The 14,980-nt window shown below is 60.1% G+C and carries 12 protein-coding genes and 1 pseudogene; all 13 read left to right on the forward strand.

Features of this window, described 5'->3' with window-relative positions:
• Positions 1 to 101: 101 nt before the first annotated feature.
• The 13 genes and pseudogenes from OMP40_RS11685 (at position 102) to OMP40_RS11735 (ending at position 14,880) form a co-directional block, all read left to right on the forward strand.
• Positions 102 to 482 (forward strand): Uma2 family endonuclease, encoded by a 381-nt coding sequence (locus tag OMP40_RS11685; RefSeq protein ID WP_277531486.1) that lies wholly within the window; start codon positions 102 to 104, stop codon positions 480 to 482.
• The gene (locus OMP40_RS11690) at positions 400 to 663 is read left to right on the forward strand and encodes a Uma2 family endonuclease (protein WP_277531487.1); all 264 of its coding nucleotides are present in this window, start codon (positions 400 to 402) and stop codon (positions 661 to 663) included. The genes OMP40_RS11685 and OMP40_RS11690 overlap by 83 nt, the downstream gene beginning before the upstream one ends.
• A 104-nt stretch (positions 664 to 767) precedes the next feature.
• A complete protein-coding gene (locus OMP40_RS11695) occupies positions 768 to 1,652 on the forward strand; it encodes a DMT family transporter (protein ID WP_277531488.1) in 885 nt (294 codons plus the stop codon).
• 69 nt (positions 1,653 to 1,721) lie between these two features.
• Positions 1,722 to 2,921 carry a low temperature requirement protein A gene (locus OMP40_RS11700; protein WP_277531489.1) on the forward strand — a complete coding sequence of 400 codons (1,200 nt, stop codon included), beginning with the start codon at positions 1,722 to 1,724 and terminating at the stop codon, positions 2,919 to 2,921.
• A 1,249-nt stretch (positions 2,922 to 4,170) separates the two neighbouring features.
• Positions 4,171 to 4,572, forward strand: coding sequence for a DoxX family protein (locus OMP40_RS11705; protein WP_277531491.1), 402 nt, complete (start codon positions 4,171 to 4,173; stop codon positions 4,570 to 4,572).
• A gap of 57 nt (positions 4,573 to 4,629) precedes the next feature.
• Entirely contained in the window at positions 4,630 to 5,604 is a 975-nt protein-coding gene (locus tag OMP40_RS11710; RefSeq protein WP_277531493.1) for a ring-cleaving dioxygenase, read from the forward strand.
• 52 nt (positions 5,605 to 5,656) lie between these two features.
• Positions 5,657 to 6,655 (forward strand): type I glyceraldehyde-3-phosphate dehydrogenase, encoded by a 999-nt coding sequence (locus OMP40_RS11715; RefSeq protein ID WP_277531495.1) that lies wholly within the window; start codon positions 5,657 to 5,659, stop codon positions 6,653 to 6,655.
• A 66-nt stretch (positions 6,656 to 6,721) separates the two neighbouring features.
• On the forward strand, positions 6,722 to 7,285 hold the full coding sequence (locus OMP40_RS11720) for an NADPH-dependent FMN reductase (protein WP_277531497.1): 564 nt from the start codon (positions 6,722 to 6,724) through the stop codon (positions 7,283 to 7,285).
• A gap of 425 nt (positions 7,286 to 7,710) precedes the next feature.
• Positions 7,711 to 8,022 (forward strand): annotated as a pseudogene (locus OMP40_RS40020) (galactose-binding domain-containing protein); the annotation flags it as partial.
• Positions 8,023 to 8,209: 187 nt separating this feature from the next.
• A complete protein-coding gene (locus OMP40_RS40025; protein WP_338131156.1) occupies positions 8,210 to 10,015 on the forward strand; it encodes a CARDB domain-containing protein in 1,806 nt (601 codons plus the stop codon).
• The gene (locus tag OMP40_RS40030) at positions 9,960 to 11,462 is read left to right on the forward strand and encodes a right-handed parallel beta-helix repeat-containing protein (protein WP_338131103.1); all 1,503 of its coding nucleotides are present in this window, start codon (positions 9,960 to 9,962) and stop codon (positions 11,460 to 11,462) included. Before OMP40_RS40025 ends, OMP40_RS40030 begins: the two co-directional genes overlap by 56 nt.
• Before the next feature lie 372 nt (positions 11,463 to 11,834).
• Positions 11,835 to 13,235 carry a chondroitinase-B domain-containing protein gene (locus tag OMP40_RS11730; RefSeq protein WP_277531498.1) on the forward strand — a complete coding sequence of 467 codons (1,401 nt, stop codon included), beginning with the start codon at positions 11,835 to 11,837 and terminating at the stop codon, positions 13,233 to 13,235.
• Positions 13,159 to 14,880 (forward strand): Ig-like domain-containing protein, encoded by a 1,722-nt coding sequence (locus OMP40_RS11735; protein WP_277531500.1) that lies wholly within the window; start codon positions 13,159 to 13,161, stop codon positions 14,878 to 14,880. Before OMP40_RS11730 ends, OMP40_RS11735 begins: the two co-directional genes overlap by 77 nt.
• Positions 14,881 to 14,980: the final 100 nt, after the last annotated feature.

Raw genomic sequence — 14,980 nt, forward strand, 5'->3', positions numbered from 1 at the left:
ACCATAATAAGGGAAATGATCGGGGAAGCACCCCGCAGAGCGCGCGATGGATCGCGGGGCTTTGCGGGGTTTTTATTTTAGGGGGGGGGGGGGGATTAGAGATGAGTGAAAAGAAAAATGGCGACAGCGGCAAGGTTAAAGAGACCCACGGCACTTATTTCATTGACGAACGCTACGAGATCATCGGCGGCGTACGGTACGACTTTCTCACCTCGCCGAAGTTCGTGCACCAGGATGTGTTGGGGCAGCTTTACCTGGCGTTCCACGCTTCCTGCGCACAGGACGGGGTAATCCTGCTCGCGCCGCTGGACGTCCATTTCGACAAGGACAACATTTTGCAGCCCGACCTGCTCTATATTAGCCGGACGCGCAGCGACATTATCCGGGACGGCTACGTCTATGGCGCGCCGGACCTGGTCGTCGAGATTTTGTCCGACAGCACGGCGCGTAACGACAAGACGATCAAAAAAGGGGACCTATGAGCGGTTCGGCGTAGCCGAATATTGGCTGGTCGAGCCCGAGTACCGGCTGGTCGATCAATTCGTGCTGACCGAAGGCGAGTACAGGCTCGTCAAAACGTGGACGGTGGAGGACGAGATCGTTTCATCGGCGGTGCCGTGCCTTGCGGTGAATTTGGCCGAGGTGTTCCGGCGCACGGTTTAATCAGGTTGCCTGTGTCGCTGGTATGGATTTCCGCGTTGTCCCGATTCCCGCTTCTATAGTAGAGTAGGTCCATCCACACATCGGGGGAGATTGACATCCAGAACATGCACAAGTCCGCTTTGCCTCAATTAGTCGTATCCATGGCCATATTCGGCTCGGTCGGATTTTTTTCCTCGCGAACGGGCCTGCCGGCCGTGGAGTTGGTGTTTGTCCGGTGCGTCTGCGCGTTCGTCATTTTACTGGCGGCCTGGGTGTTTACGGGCAGCTTCAGACGGGAGCGCTGGGACGCCAGGGAGGCGCTTATCGTCGTCGCTTGCGGCGTCTCGAACCTGCTCAACTGGGTGTTCCTGTTCACCGCATTCAGGTTTATCTCCGTAACGATCGCGATCTCGCTGTATCATCTGGCTCCGATCCTTGCGTTGGTCGCGGGCGGACTGATCTTCCGGGACAAGCTCGGCAGGACGGCGATCCTCTCGCTTGCCGGATGCTTAGGTGGCACGATGCTTATCATGGGCGCGGTCGGGTTTGGGGGCGCCTCTGCGAACTGGAAAGGGATATTTTGCGGCGTGCTGGCGGCTTTTTTCTACGCGGCGACGATGCTGCTCGGCAGAAGCGTCCGGCAGACGAGCGTGTACGCGACGACGTTTATCCAGATGGCGATCGGCCTAACGCTGCTGCTGCCGTTCGTGCATTTCGATGCTTACGAAGGGCTCGCGCGGGGCGAATGGATATATGCCGTCACGACCGGAATTGTCCATACCGGCGTCGTGTACCTGCTCTTTTTCGGCAGCATCCGCCGTCTCCCGTCGCCGGTCGTCGCGGTGTTCGTCTTCGTCGATCCCGCGGTCGCCATCCTGCTCGACATCTTTATAGACCGCTTTCGGCCGGACGGGCTGCAGTCGGTTGGTATCCTGCTGCTGTTCGGGAGCTTGCTGGCCGCGTTCGCGATACCGTTAAACGTTTCTGCGCGGCGCCGTGCTAAACTTTAGCCCGAGAGCCGGCGTTCTCTGCTATACTCAGCTTTAAATGAGAAGAGAGCGAAAAGGAGGATCGCCGGCATGGCGCAAGCGCATCACAGACCTGAACTTTTTCGCAGCAGAGGCCTTAGCGATTCGGGCAAAGTTTCGTTTATCGAACTGTTCTTTGATTTGATCTTCGTATTCGCCGTCACGCAGCTGTCCCATTCGCTGCTCGAGAACTTCACGTGGATGGGCGCGCTTCATACGGCGATGCTGACGATGGCGGTATGGTGGGCGTGGAACTACACGACCTGGGTCATCAACTGGCTGAGTCCCGACGCGCTCCCGGTTCGCATTATGCTATTCTCGCTCATGCTCGTCGGCCTGGTCATGTCCACATCCATTCCCGAAGCGTTCGGGCACGCCGGTCTGTACTTCGGCATCTCGTACGCCGCGTTTCAGATCGGGCGAACCGCCTTCACCGTATGGGCGCTCGGGCACGGCGCGCCGGTCAATCAGATCAACCTGGTGCGCATCTTGTGCTGGCTCATTTTATCCGGCGTCTTTTGGGTCGCGGGCGGGACGCAGGAAGGCGAGATCCGGCTGGCGCTCTGGGGCGTCGCGCTGCTCATCGACTATGTCGCGCCTTCGCTCGGCTTTTGGGTGCCGCGGATCGGCCGTTCGACGGCCGAAGATTGGGCGGTCGAAGGGTCGCATATGGCGGAACGAGCCGGGCTTTTCATTATTATTGCGCTCGGAGAGTCCATTATCGTCATGGGCGCCACCTTTGCCGGATTGGAAAGGAATGCGGAGACGGTGTTGGCGTTTCTCGTCTCGTTCTTGGGCACGGTGTCCATGTGGTGGATTTACTTCGAGACGACGTCGCGCATCGGCCATCACTATATCGTGAACGCGAGAGTCCCGGGAGAGCTGGCGAGGGCGGCCTATACCTATACGCATCTGCTGCTGGCAGGAGGCATCGTGCTGTCGGCGGTCGCGGACGAATTTCTGCTTGCGCATCCTGCCGGGCACCTGGAGCCGGGCGTGGCATTGGTCATTTTGGGTTCCCCGGCCCTCTATCTGCTGAGCAACGCGATCTTTATCTGGATCGTGTCCCGTATGATCGCGGTTCCGCATGCGACGGGGCTCGTCGCCCTTGGCTTGCTTGCGGCATTCTCCCATGCGCTGAGCTCGCTGGTCCTGTCGGCTGCTGCCGTTTTCGTCCTGCTGGCCGTCGCCGTCTGGGGCAGCCGGTTTTCCAGCCGTTTGTGCACGCTCGTCCCCAAGCACCACGGCTGAGCCATGCAGTCCAGCCATTCGCCGCCGGAGCATCCGTCCGTATGGACGGTTCCGGCGGCTTTTTTTGCTTGAGAATGCTTTCGTCTGAGCGCCATCCTGTGAGTGCCATCCTGCCGCGGATAGTCTCATGTAGAAACAAACCGCCTCTCTGCGAAACCACCACGCCACAAGAAGTCCCACCTAGAAACAAACCGGCTCTCCGCGGCACCGCCACACCGCAGGAAGTCCTATATAGAAACAAACCAGATCTCCTGGACATCGCCGTATCGCAAGAAGTCCCACCTAGAAACAAGCCGGCTCTCCGCGAAACCGCCACGCCGCAAGAAGTCCCACCCAGAAACAAAAACGGCTCTCCGCGACACCGCCGCGCCGCAGGAAGTCCCATGTAGAAACAAACCAGATCCCTGGACATCGCCGTATCGCAAGAAGTCCCACCTAGAAACAAACCGACTCTCCTCGAAACCGCCACGCCGCAGGAAGTCCCATATAAAAACTATCCGTCTCTCCGCGAAACCGTCGTATCGCAAGAAGTCCCACCTAGAAACAAACCGACTCTCCGCGAAACCGCCACACCGCAGGAAGTCTCATGTAGAAACAAACCGACTCTCCGCGAAACCGCCACGCCGCAGGAAGTCCTATATAGAAACAAACCAGATCTCCTGGACATCGCCGTATCGCAAGAAGTCCCACCTAGAAACAAACCGGTTCTCCGCGACACCACCACGCCGCAGGAAGTCCCATATAGAAACTATCCGTCTCTCCGCGAAACCGTCGTATCGCAAGAAGTCCCACCTAGAAACAAACCGACTCTCCGCGAAACCGCCGCAACGCAAGAAGTCCCACCTAGAAACAAACCGACTACCTGCGAAACCACCATACCGCAGGAAGTCCCACCTAGAAACAAACCGACTCTTCGCGACACCGCCACGCCGCAGGAAGTCCCATCTAGAAACAGCTCCCCAAAACGCTCGAAAAGGGGGGTGTTGACAAAATGCTCGAAATCAATTATCTTTAATTCAAGACATAAACGAGTCGAACAAACTCACTAAATCAACAATGGCGAAATGAGGAATGACGAATGACCGGCGCACAGGGAATCAAGCGGAAGATGACGGCGATCTCGACGCCGCTTCCGATGCCGAGGCAAGGCCAAGGCGGGCGAGAGCCGATTTAGAAGGCGAAGTTTTTGCCGCACCAATATCTTCAATTGAAGAAAATTAAAACTAACATTTTAAAGGAGAGAATTATCATGATGGATACGGGATTGCTCATCATTCGAATCGTTGTAGGTTTGTTGTTCGTAGGGCATGGCGCCCAGAAGCTGTTCGGGATGTTCGGCGGCTACGGACCGAAGGGGACGGGCGGCTGGATGGAGTCGGTCGGCATCAAGCCGGGCGTCGCGATGGCGGTTATCGCCGGACTGATGGAGTTTCTCGGCGGCGCGTTATTCACGGTCGGTCTGTTCACGCCGATCGCCGGCGTCCTGATCGCGCTCGCCATGATCGGCGCCATCAAGGTCCACGCTCCAAACGGCGTGTGGTCGACCGCCAACGGCTATGAGTACCCGCTCGTGATGCTCGCGATCGCGATCGGCGTCGCATTCGCCGGAGCGGGCGCATATTCGCTCGACAGCGCGCTCAACTTATTTTAACCAACTAAAATAAAACGAAGCGAAGCTTCCCAAATAAAAACAAGGAGTGAATCAATCATGACCGCCATCCAAACCGCAGGCATCCACCACATCACCGCATTTGCCAGAAACCCGCAGGAAAACGTGGACTTCTACGCCGGCGTCCTGGGCCTTCGGCTCGTGAAGAAGACGATCAACTTCGACGCCCCCGAGGTATATCACCTCTACTTCGGCGACAAGGTCGGCAGCCCCGGCACGATCATCACCTTCTTCCCGCATCCGAACTCCCGCAAGGGTAGGGTCGGCGGCGGCCAGGTCGGCGTGACGACTTATGTCGTGCCGGTCGGCGCCCTGAGCTTTTGGGAAGAGCGTCTCGCCGGCTTCGGCATCTCGTACGAGAAGACGTCCCGCTTCGGGGAAAGCTTCGTGCAGTTCGAAGACAACGAAGGCTTGCGCCTGGAACTCGTCGAACGCGAGGAAGGCGCGAACAGCGAATGGTCGTTCGGCGGCATCGCGTCCGACAAGGCGATCAAGGGCTTCGGCGGCGCGATCCTGTTCAGCGCGAACGTCAAGCAGACCGGCGCAGTGCTCGAGCATGTGCTCGGCATGACCCGCATCGGCGAAGAGGGCGGCTATACCCGCTTCCGGGCATTCGGCGACATCGGCAACATCGTCGACGTCCCGACGTCCGACATGCCGTGGGGAACGCCGGGCGCCGGAACGATTCACCACATCGCCTGGAGAGCGAAGGACTTCGAAGAGCACGTACAATGGCAGCAAAGGGTCAGCGAAGCCGGCTTTCATCCGACGGAGGTCATCGACCGCCAATACTTCAACGCGATCTACTTCCGCGAGAGCGGCGGCATTCTGTTCGAGATCGCGACGGATCCGCCCGGATTCGCCAACGACGAGCCGGCCGACGCTTTGGGCGGCAAGCTGATGCTCCCCTCGTGGTACGAGCCGCACCGCGAACAGATCGAATCGAACCTGCTGCCGATCGAGGTGCGCGAATTAATTCCGCAGGCTCTTCAATCCGGCCCGGATAAGGTGTAAATTGGAGAGGTACGCGGAGTCAAACGAAACTAATTCATAACGGAGGGCAAACATGGGCAAAATCGCGGTATTCGGATTCGGACGTATCGGAAGGCAGTTGCTCAGAGTCGCTCTTCAAGACAATCTTTTCGTGCCGGTGTCGATCTCGGACATTAAGGACGAGGCCACTTTGGCCGCGCTGTTCGAAGTCGACACGAACTATAAAAGGTGGCCCGAGGCGGTATCCGGCGGCGAAGGCAGCATCGTCATCGGCGGCCGGGACATCAAGTACATCAATTCGGCGAACGAGGTGCCGGACTGGCAGGCGCTCGGCGTGGATCTGGTCATCGACTGCACCGGCCGCGCCGTGACGCGTTCGGTCGCCCAGGTTCATCTGGATCGTGGCGCCAAGCGCGTACTCGTCAGCGGTCCGAGCAAGACGCTCGACGATTGCGACGCGGTGCTGCTGAAGGGCATCAACCTCGACCACTTCGATCCGGACAAGCATAAGATCATCAGCATGGCGAGCTGCACGACCAATGCGCTGGCCCCGGTCGTCAAGCTGGTTCGCGAGAACTTCGGCATCAAGCACGGCCTGTTCTCGACCGTCCATTCCTACACGAACACCCAGTCGCTGACGGATCAGCCGATGAAGGACCGCCGCGACTCGTGGGCCGCAGCCGAGAATATCATCCCGTCGTCCTCCGGCGCGGCCAAGGCGCTCAAGTTTATCTGGCCGGACCTGCAGATCACGGGCAAGGCGTACCGGATCCCGACCCGGACCGGCAGCATCGCCGAGCTCAACCTGATCACCGAAAAGCCGGTCACGGCCCAAGAGATCAACGACATGTTCCGCGCTGCGGCCGCCGAAGGCGAACTCAAGGGCGTGCTGGACGTGCTCGAAGGCGAATGGGCGTCCTCGCGCATCGTCGGCGACTCGCATTCGTCCATCATCGACCTGCCGCTGACGCAGGTACAAGGCGACATCGTGTCGATCGCGGCATGGTACGACAACGAGTGGGGCTACGCTTCGAGACTCGCCGAAGTCGCGGCTTATCTGGCCAATCGCTAATGCAACGAAGGGACGGCCGTCCAGCAAGCGGTCGTCCTTTTTCTCTATTAAAGGAGGCGTATGGGGATGAAAAAAATCGGCATCATCGTGGGGAGCTTGCGAGAGCAGTCGTACAATCGCATGATCGCGGCCACCGTGCCGGAGCTTGGCCTGGCGGAAGAGACCGCTTACGAATACATATCGATCGCGGACTTGCCTTTGTACAATGCGGATATTGACGTCGGCGACGGCCCTGAGGCCGTGCGGCTGTATCGCGAGGCGATCCGCGGCGCGGACGGGCTGCTGATCGTGAGCCCGGAGTACAATTCGGGCATTCCCGGCGTACTCAAAAACGCGTTGGACTGGGCATCGACGCCGACCCGGACGGCCGCGCTTATCCATAAGCCCGTCGGCATCGTGGGCTCGACGCCGGGTCCCAAAGGGACGATCCTGTCGCAGCAGCAGATCCGGCAGACGCTGGAAGCGACGCAGTCCTGGGTGCTGCCTTTTCAGAAAATGTACATTTCTCAAGTCATGGACAAGGTCGATGCCGAGCGCGGACGTCTGACGGACGAGACGACGCTCAAATATTTGAAAAGGTACGTGCAGACGCTGCTTGGCTGGATCGACCAGTCGCAAGGACTGCAGTAACTCGCCACAATACCGATGTTCCGTTCAGGTCAGCCAGGAAGCTCTGGTTGGCCTGTTTTTCGCGCGTGCCCCGATATGCTTGGAATTGACTACCATCCTCGTAAAATCACGCCTTATAGCGGGGGAGGAGCGCCTCACTATAATAAAGCTGTACGTTAAGTTGGGAACGGAAAGGAGGCGTCGAGCAGGCAGGAAGACGAAGCAGTCGGCAGCTTATCGGTTCGACGTTATTTGTAACCGCTATCATTCTGTGGGACTTCGCAGCATCGGCTTTAAAACCACTTTGAGGAGGACTATAATGCGACACAAGCACGCAGCCTGGACGCTCGCTCTCATCCTGCTGGTGACCGGATGGATCTCGGCCGCAGGCTCCATTTCGCCCGCGTTCGCGGCCGGGGGGAGCGAATCTGACGATCGGCAAAACGATTACCGCGAGCGGCCAATCGCAGACATACACGCCGGACAACGTAAAGGACGGAAACGCAAGCACCTACTGGGAAAGCGCGAACAATGCCTTTCCGCAATGGATTCAGGTCGACCTGGGCGCGAGCGTCAGCATCGACCAGCTCGTGCTGAAGCTGCCGTCAAGCTGGGAGACGCGGACGCAGACGCTGGCCGTTCAGGGCAGCGCGAACGGCACGACGTTTGCCAACATCGTCGGTTCCGCCAACTATACGTTTAATCCGGCCGTGTCCGGCAATGCGGTCACGATCGACTTCACGGCGACGTCGACCCGCTATGTTCGCCTGAGCTTCACCGCCAACACGGGCTGGCCGGCGGGTCAGCTGTCCGAGCTTGAGATTTACGGCGCGGGCGGAACGACGCCGACCCCGACCCCGACGCCAACGCCGCCGCCGGGCACGTATCAAGCGGAGTCCGCAGCGCTCTCGGGCGGGGCCAAGGTGAACACCGATCATGCAGGCTATGCCGGCACCGGTTTTGTCGACGGCTACTGGACGCAGGGGGGCGACGACGACCTTCACGGTCAGCGTACCTGCGGCGGGCAGCCGGAACGTGACGCTGAAGTACGGCAACGCGAACGGCGGCGCCAGAACGGTGTCCATCTACGTCAACGGCGCGAAGATTCGCCAGACGACGCTCGCGAACCTTCCCAACTGGGATACATGGGGCACCCAAACGGAAGCGCTCAATTTGAACGCCGGCAGCAATACGATCGCCTACAAATACGACGCAGGCGATTCTGCCAACGTGAATCTGGATCAGATCGCGGTGGATGCGGGCACGTCGCCGACTTCCACGCCGACGGCGACCCCCACGGCCACGCCGACAGCCACGCCAACCGCGACGCCGACGGCCACCCCAACGGCCACGCCAACGGCAACGCCGACAGCTACGCCGCCGCCGGGCGGTAACATCGCGATCGGCAAGCCGATCGTCGCCTCCTCCAACACGCAAGCGTTCGTGGCGACCAACGCCAACGACAACAACACCGCCACGTATTGGGAGGGCGGCGGCAACCCGAGCACGCTGACGCTCGATTTCGGCGCCAACCAGAACATCACGTCCATCGTGCTGAAGCTCAATCCGGCTACGGAATGGGCCACGCGCACCCAGACGATCCAGGTGCTCGGCCACAATCAGTCGACCACAACCTTCACGAACCTGGTCTCCTCGCAGACCTACACGTTTAACCCGGCATCCGGCAACGCGGTGACGATCCCCGTGACGGCAACGGTGAAGCGTCTGCAGCTGAACATCACGGCGAACACCGGCGCCCCGGCCGGACAGGTCGCGGAGTTCCAGGTATTCGGCACGCCGGCCGCCAATCCAGACCTGACGATCTCGGGCATGTCCTGGTCGCCGGCCTCGCCGATCGAGACCGACGCGCTCACGCTGAACGCGACCGTTAAAAACATCGGCACCGCGGCATCCGCCGCCACGACGGTCAACTTCTACCTGAACGGGGATGCCGCCGGCACCGCGCAGGTCGGCGCGTTGGCTGCGGGCGCAACCGCCAACGTATCGGTGAACGCAGGCGCCAAGACCGCGGCGTCCTATGCGCTCTCGGCCAAGGTCGACGAGAACAATGCCGTCATCGAGCAGAACGAAGCGAACAACGGCTATACGAACGCCTCGCCGCTCACGGTCGCGCCCGTCTCCAGCTCGGATCTGGTCGCCGCGACTTCCTGGTCGCCGGTCACGCCGACCGTCGGCAGCGCCGTCAGCTTTACGGTCAATCTGAAAAACCAGGGCACGATCGCATCGGCAGCCGGCGCGCACGCGATCTCGGTCGCGATCAAAAACGGCGCGGGTACGACCGTCCAGACGCTGAACGGCTCCTACAGCGGATCGCTTGCGGCAGGCGCTTCCGCCAATGTCGCCATCCCGGGTACGTGGACGGCGGGCAGCGGCAGCTACACGGTGACGACGACCGTCGCCGCGGACGGCAACGAAGTTCCGACCAAGCAGGCCAACAATGCGAGCACGGCGAACCTGACCGTCTACGCGGCGCGCGGCGCCAGCATGCCTTATTTCCGGTATGATACGGAGGACGCAACGAGGGGCGGCGGCGCGACGCTGCAAGCCGCGCCTAACTTCGACCAGGCGCTGATCGCGTCCGAGGCGTCCGGCCAGAAATACGTGGCGCTGCCGTCGAACGGCTCCTATGCGCAGTGGACCGTACGCCAGGGACAGGGGGGGCGCGGGCGTCACGATGCGGTTCACGATGCCCGACTCCGGCGACGGGATGGGCTTGAACGGCTCGCTTGACGTGTACGTCAACGGGACGAAGGTGAAGACGGTATCGCTATCGTCGTATTACAACTGGCAGTACTTCTCCGGCGACATGCCGGCGGACGCGCCGGGCGGCGGACGGCCGCTTTTCCGCTTCGACGAGGTGCACTGGAAGCTGGATACGCCGCTTGCGCCGGGCGACACGATCCGGATTCAGAAGGGCAACGGGGACAGCCTGGAATACGGCGTCGACTTCCTGGAGATCGAACCGGTGCCGGCCGCCGTCGCGCGTCCGACCAACGCCGTATCGGTCACCGACTACGGCGCCGTGGCGAACGACGGACAGGACGATCTCGCGGCGTTCAAATCCGCGGTGACGGCGGCCGTCTCGGCGGGCAAGACGCTGTACATTCCGGAGGGTACGTTTAACCTGAGCAGCATGTGGGAGATCGGCTCGGCGAACAATATGATCAACAACCTGACCGTGACGGGCGCGGGCATCTGGCATACGAACATTCAGTTCACGAACCCCAACGCGGCAGGCGGCGGCATCTCGCTGCGCATCTCCGGCAAGCTTGATTTCAGCAACGTGTATATGAACTCCAAGCTTCGGTCGCGCTACGGCCAGAATGCGATATACAAGGGCTTCATGGATAACTTCGGCTCGAACTCCACGATTCACGACGTATGGGTCGAGCACTTCGAATGCGGCTTCTGGGTCGGCGATTATGCGCATACCCCGGCGATCTACGCGAACGGGCTGACGATCGAGAACAGCCGCATTCGCAACAACCTGGCCGACGGCGTCAACTTCGCCCAGGGTACGAGCAATTCGATCGTCCGCAACAGCAACCTGCGCAACAACGGGGACGACGCGCTGGCTGTCTGGACCAGCGACACGAACGGCGCGCCGGCCGGCGTGAACAACACGTTTTCCTATAATACGATCGAGAACAACTGGCGCGCTGGCGGCATCGCCTTCTTCGGCGGCAGCGGCCACAAGGCGGACCACAACCTGATCGTCGACACGGTCGGCGGCTCGGGCATCCGTATGAATACCGTGTTCCCGGGCTATCATTTCCAGAACAACACCGGCATCGTTTTCTCGGACACGACGATCATCAATAGCGGCACGAGCCAGGATCTGTACAACGGCGAGCGCGGCGCCATCGATCTCGAAGCGTCGAACGACGCCATCCGCAACGTCACGTTCACGAACATCGACATTCTCAATACGCAGCGCGACGCGATCCAGTTCGGCTACGGCGGCGGCTTCCAGAATATCGTGTTCAACAACATCAACATCAACGGCACGGGCCTGGACGGCGTCACGACGTCGCGCTTCTCCGGACCGCACCAGGGCGCGGCGATCTTCACCTATACCGGCAACGGGTCGGCGACGTTTAACGGCCTGACGACGAGCAATGTCGCCTATCCGAGCCTGTACTATCTGCAGCCGGGCTTTAACCTGACGATTCAATAAAGCACCAGACGCTCTGCGAGCCCATACGTTCGAAGGAAGGCAGCCTCCCGTTTGCGGGGGGGCTGTCGCTGTTTGCAGGCCATTCCAACGCCCGCGATGCGCCACTGTAAATAATGGAATACGGCCGGTAAAGATGAATATCGAAAATGTAAATCCCGGTGCAGCCTGCGATGAATCGCGTATAGGCGGGATAAACGACGCTTGATACGATGTAAACGCGATCATGCGCCGCACCGCGAAGTGAACGGCATGGCGCAATCGTCAAGCCGAAGGAGGGAGGTCCGCTCGGATAAACCGGGGGAATGGTTGCCGCATCAAATTGTATCCGCTTACAGTTTTTTTTAATTCGTACGAGACGAGAGGAGCAATGAGATGAAACGATTGTTCGGGAAATCGATCCACTCGCTTAATCTGGCGCTGATCCTGGCGCTGCTATGGGGAATGCTGGCGCCGACGGCCGCTTTTGCCGACGATTATTGGAGCTTGAGCCGCAGCGGGACTGCCGCGATGAAGGTGCAATTGTCGACGCCGCCCAATTTTTCCAACAGCAGACAGCTCGTCAATGTGACTTCGAATACGGCTTACAATGCGAAGATCTGGGTGAAAGGAACCGGCTCCCTCCTGCTGCTCGTCAAGGCGGGCAATTGGGGGGCGACGATCGCCCAGCAAAAATGCGACGCTTCGAGCGGGTGGACGTCGTGTTCGGTCGCGTTCAATTCCGGAAGCAGCACGCAAGTCACCTTTATCGTGTCCGACAACTACGCCGGCACGTCGGCCGTATACGTCGACGATTCGTTCCTCGGAACCGCCGGAGGCGCGAACCTGCTGCAGAACGGCGGATTCGAGAGCGGCAATGCCGGCTGGACGATGAGCACGACCGGCCTTTGGACGATCGTCCAGTCCAGCTTCGGTTCCTATACGTATCAGGGCGACTGGTCGCTGCAGGCGACGATCCCCAGTACGCCGACTTTTTCGGGCATGACGCAGACGATAGCCAATGCGGCGCCGAATACGAGCTACGTCGGGAAAATATGGCTGAAGGGAGGAATCGGAATCCGGCTGCTCGTCAAAGCGGGCACCTGGGGAGCCAACCTGGGCGTGGCGACGTGCAGCGCCAATACTTCCGGTTGGACGGAATGCGCGACGCCTGCCTTTAATACGGGCAGCAACACGCAGCTTACGTTTGTCGTGTCCGACGGCGCGCCGGGTTCGGGCGGCGTCGTATTCATGGACAGCGCCTTCCTCGGAAGCCCGTCGGGCACGAACCTGCTCAAGGACCCCGGCTTTGAGGATGGCTACGTCAACCCATGGAACATCGCCAACAAGCAAACCTGGGTCATCGACAATCACGGCGTCAATCCGCCCCAGGCGCCGCCGGCGCCGGTCGAGGACGGTACGCTCTACGTCCATCCGGACGGCGCGAACGGCGCGTTCACCAGCATCAGGCAAGCCGTGAAGGCGGCCAGAGCGGGCACGACCATTATCGTGAAGGACGGCGTGTACGCGGAAGGTCCGATCTACATGACGTATTCCGGTACGGCCAGCCGTCCGATCGTCCTGAAGGCGGAGGCGGACGATGCGGTCGTCAAGAGCACGATCGAGGTGTACGGCCAGTATGTCCGCATCGAAGGGCTGCAGTTCGACGGCGAAAGCCAGTACTCGGGTACGCCGGGGGGTTCTGCGCAATGCGATCAGCGTGAATGCCGATCATGTCGATGTCGTAGACAACCGCTTCAAGGATTACGTCGGCTACGCGGTCATCGCCGAATATAAGGCCGGGCAATTGCCCCAAGACACCTACATCGGACACAACTATGCGAATAAAACCGCTTCGGCATTCCAGGTAGGCAGCAATTCGATCGTCGAGTACAATGAAGTGGAGCAAATCAGCGTCCATAATACGGATGAGCCGCAAGGCGATTTCTTGCGCGTGTTCGGGAGCGACATCGTCGTGCGGCACAACTACCTGCACGGGACGCATCTTGCCGATCTGTACAGACCTTCCACGCCAAGCGATCCGGCGCATGCCGACGTCGTTCAGTCCTGGGACGATAACAATATCGACGTCAAACGCGTGCTGATCGAGAACAACGTATTCCTTGGCTATTATCAGCAAGGCCTCATGCTGGAGAACGATAAAAACGGCGTGAACGGCATTTACCGCATCTCGGACTGGACGATCCGCAACAACGTGTTCGGCGGCGTCGGTTCCTCCGGCGCCTTCCTGGGCAAGACGAACGGCGGCATCCCGAATATGGTGTTCGAGAACAACACGTTTACCAGCGCCATCACGGACGGCCAGCCGGCTTTCTATGGCATCAATGCGGTGGGCACGGGCGGATCTACGGTACTGCGCAACAACATTTTCGTGGGCTTCGGCACGTCCACCTACGGCGCGTCGCAAGGGTCGGCCATCGATGCGGATTACAATTTGATCTACAACGGCAGCGTGCCGGTCGCCACGGGACCGAACGATATTATCGGGCTCGATCCGAAGTTTATCGCATTCGATCCGCTGCGGACGGACACGGGTCTCGTCCTCAACGTTTGGCGCCTGGGCGCCGATTCTCCGGCCATCAACAACGGCACGACAAGGTCGTTCGGCACCGATCTCGAAGGCAACGTCAGACCGACCGGATCGGGCTTCGATATCGGGGCCTACGAATTTACGGGCACGGTCGGCAATATTCCGCCGGTCGCCACGCTCGTCGGCGTGACCGACGGACAGGTGGGGACGGTTAACGATACGCTCTCCGTCCATGTCAACGCCAAAGATTCCGACGGGATTCAGAAGGTAGAGCTTTACCGGGACGGTCAACTGATCGATACGAAAACCGCGCAGCCGTACGATTTCGACTATACGGTGCTCTCGGGCGTACAGCGGCTGAAGGCGGTCGCCTACGATACGACGGGATTGTCGTCGCCGACGCGCGAGGTGCTGCTGGTCGGCTCCAGCGGGTCGTATGTGCTCGCGTCGCGCGATTGGCAGAACGTCGGCTTCTCCGCCGTCACCGGCCAGGCGGTCGTCGAATACAGCGTCATTCCGACGAGCGATTCGATCAACGGCGTGATCGGACTGTCCGGCAGCCCTGCGAGCGCATACAGCGCGCTGGCCGCGATCGTCCGGTTGAATCCGACCGGCCAGTTCGATGCGTATACGACCGGCGGATACGCAAGCGAATCCACGCTCGATTACGCGAAGGGGACATCGTACAAGGTCAGGCTGGAGATCGACGTACCCGCCAAGAAGTATCGCGTATTGATCACGCCGCAAGGCGGACAGACGCAGGTCATCGGCGAATCGTTCTCCTTCCGCGCGCAGGCGACGACCCTGAGCAATCTAGCCGTCTTCGCGGACGCGGGCAATATGCTGGTCACGGATTTCCAGGTGCTTCCTTACAGCAGACAAGAGGTATAACAAGGGATTCCACCCCATGAGATAACCTGGGGCGCCATCAAATTCGAGAGAGAGGGACGGGCAACCGTCTTTCTCTTTCGTGTTTTTTGAGGAGCCGCAT

Source organism: Cohnella rhizosphaerae (genome assembly GCF_029525575.1).
Taxonomy (GTDB): domain Bacteria; phylum Bacillota; class Bacilli; order Paenibacillales; family Paenibacillaceae; genus Cohnella; species Cohnella rhizosphaerae.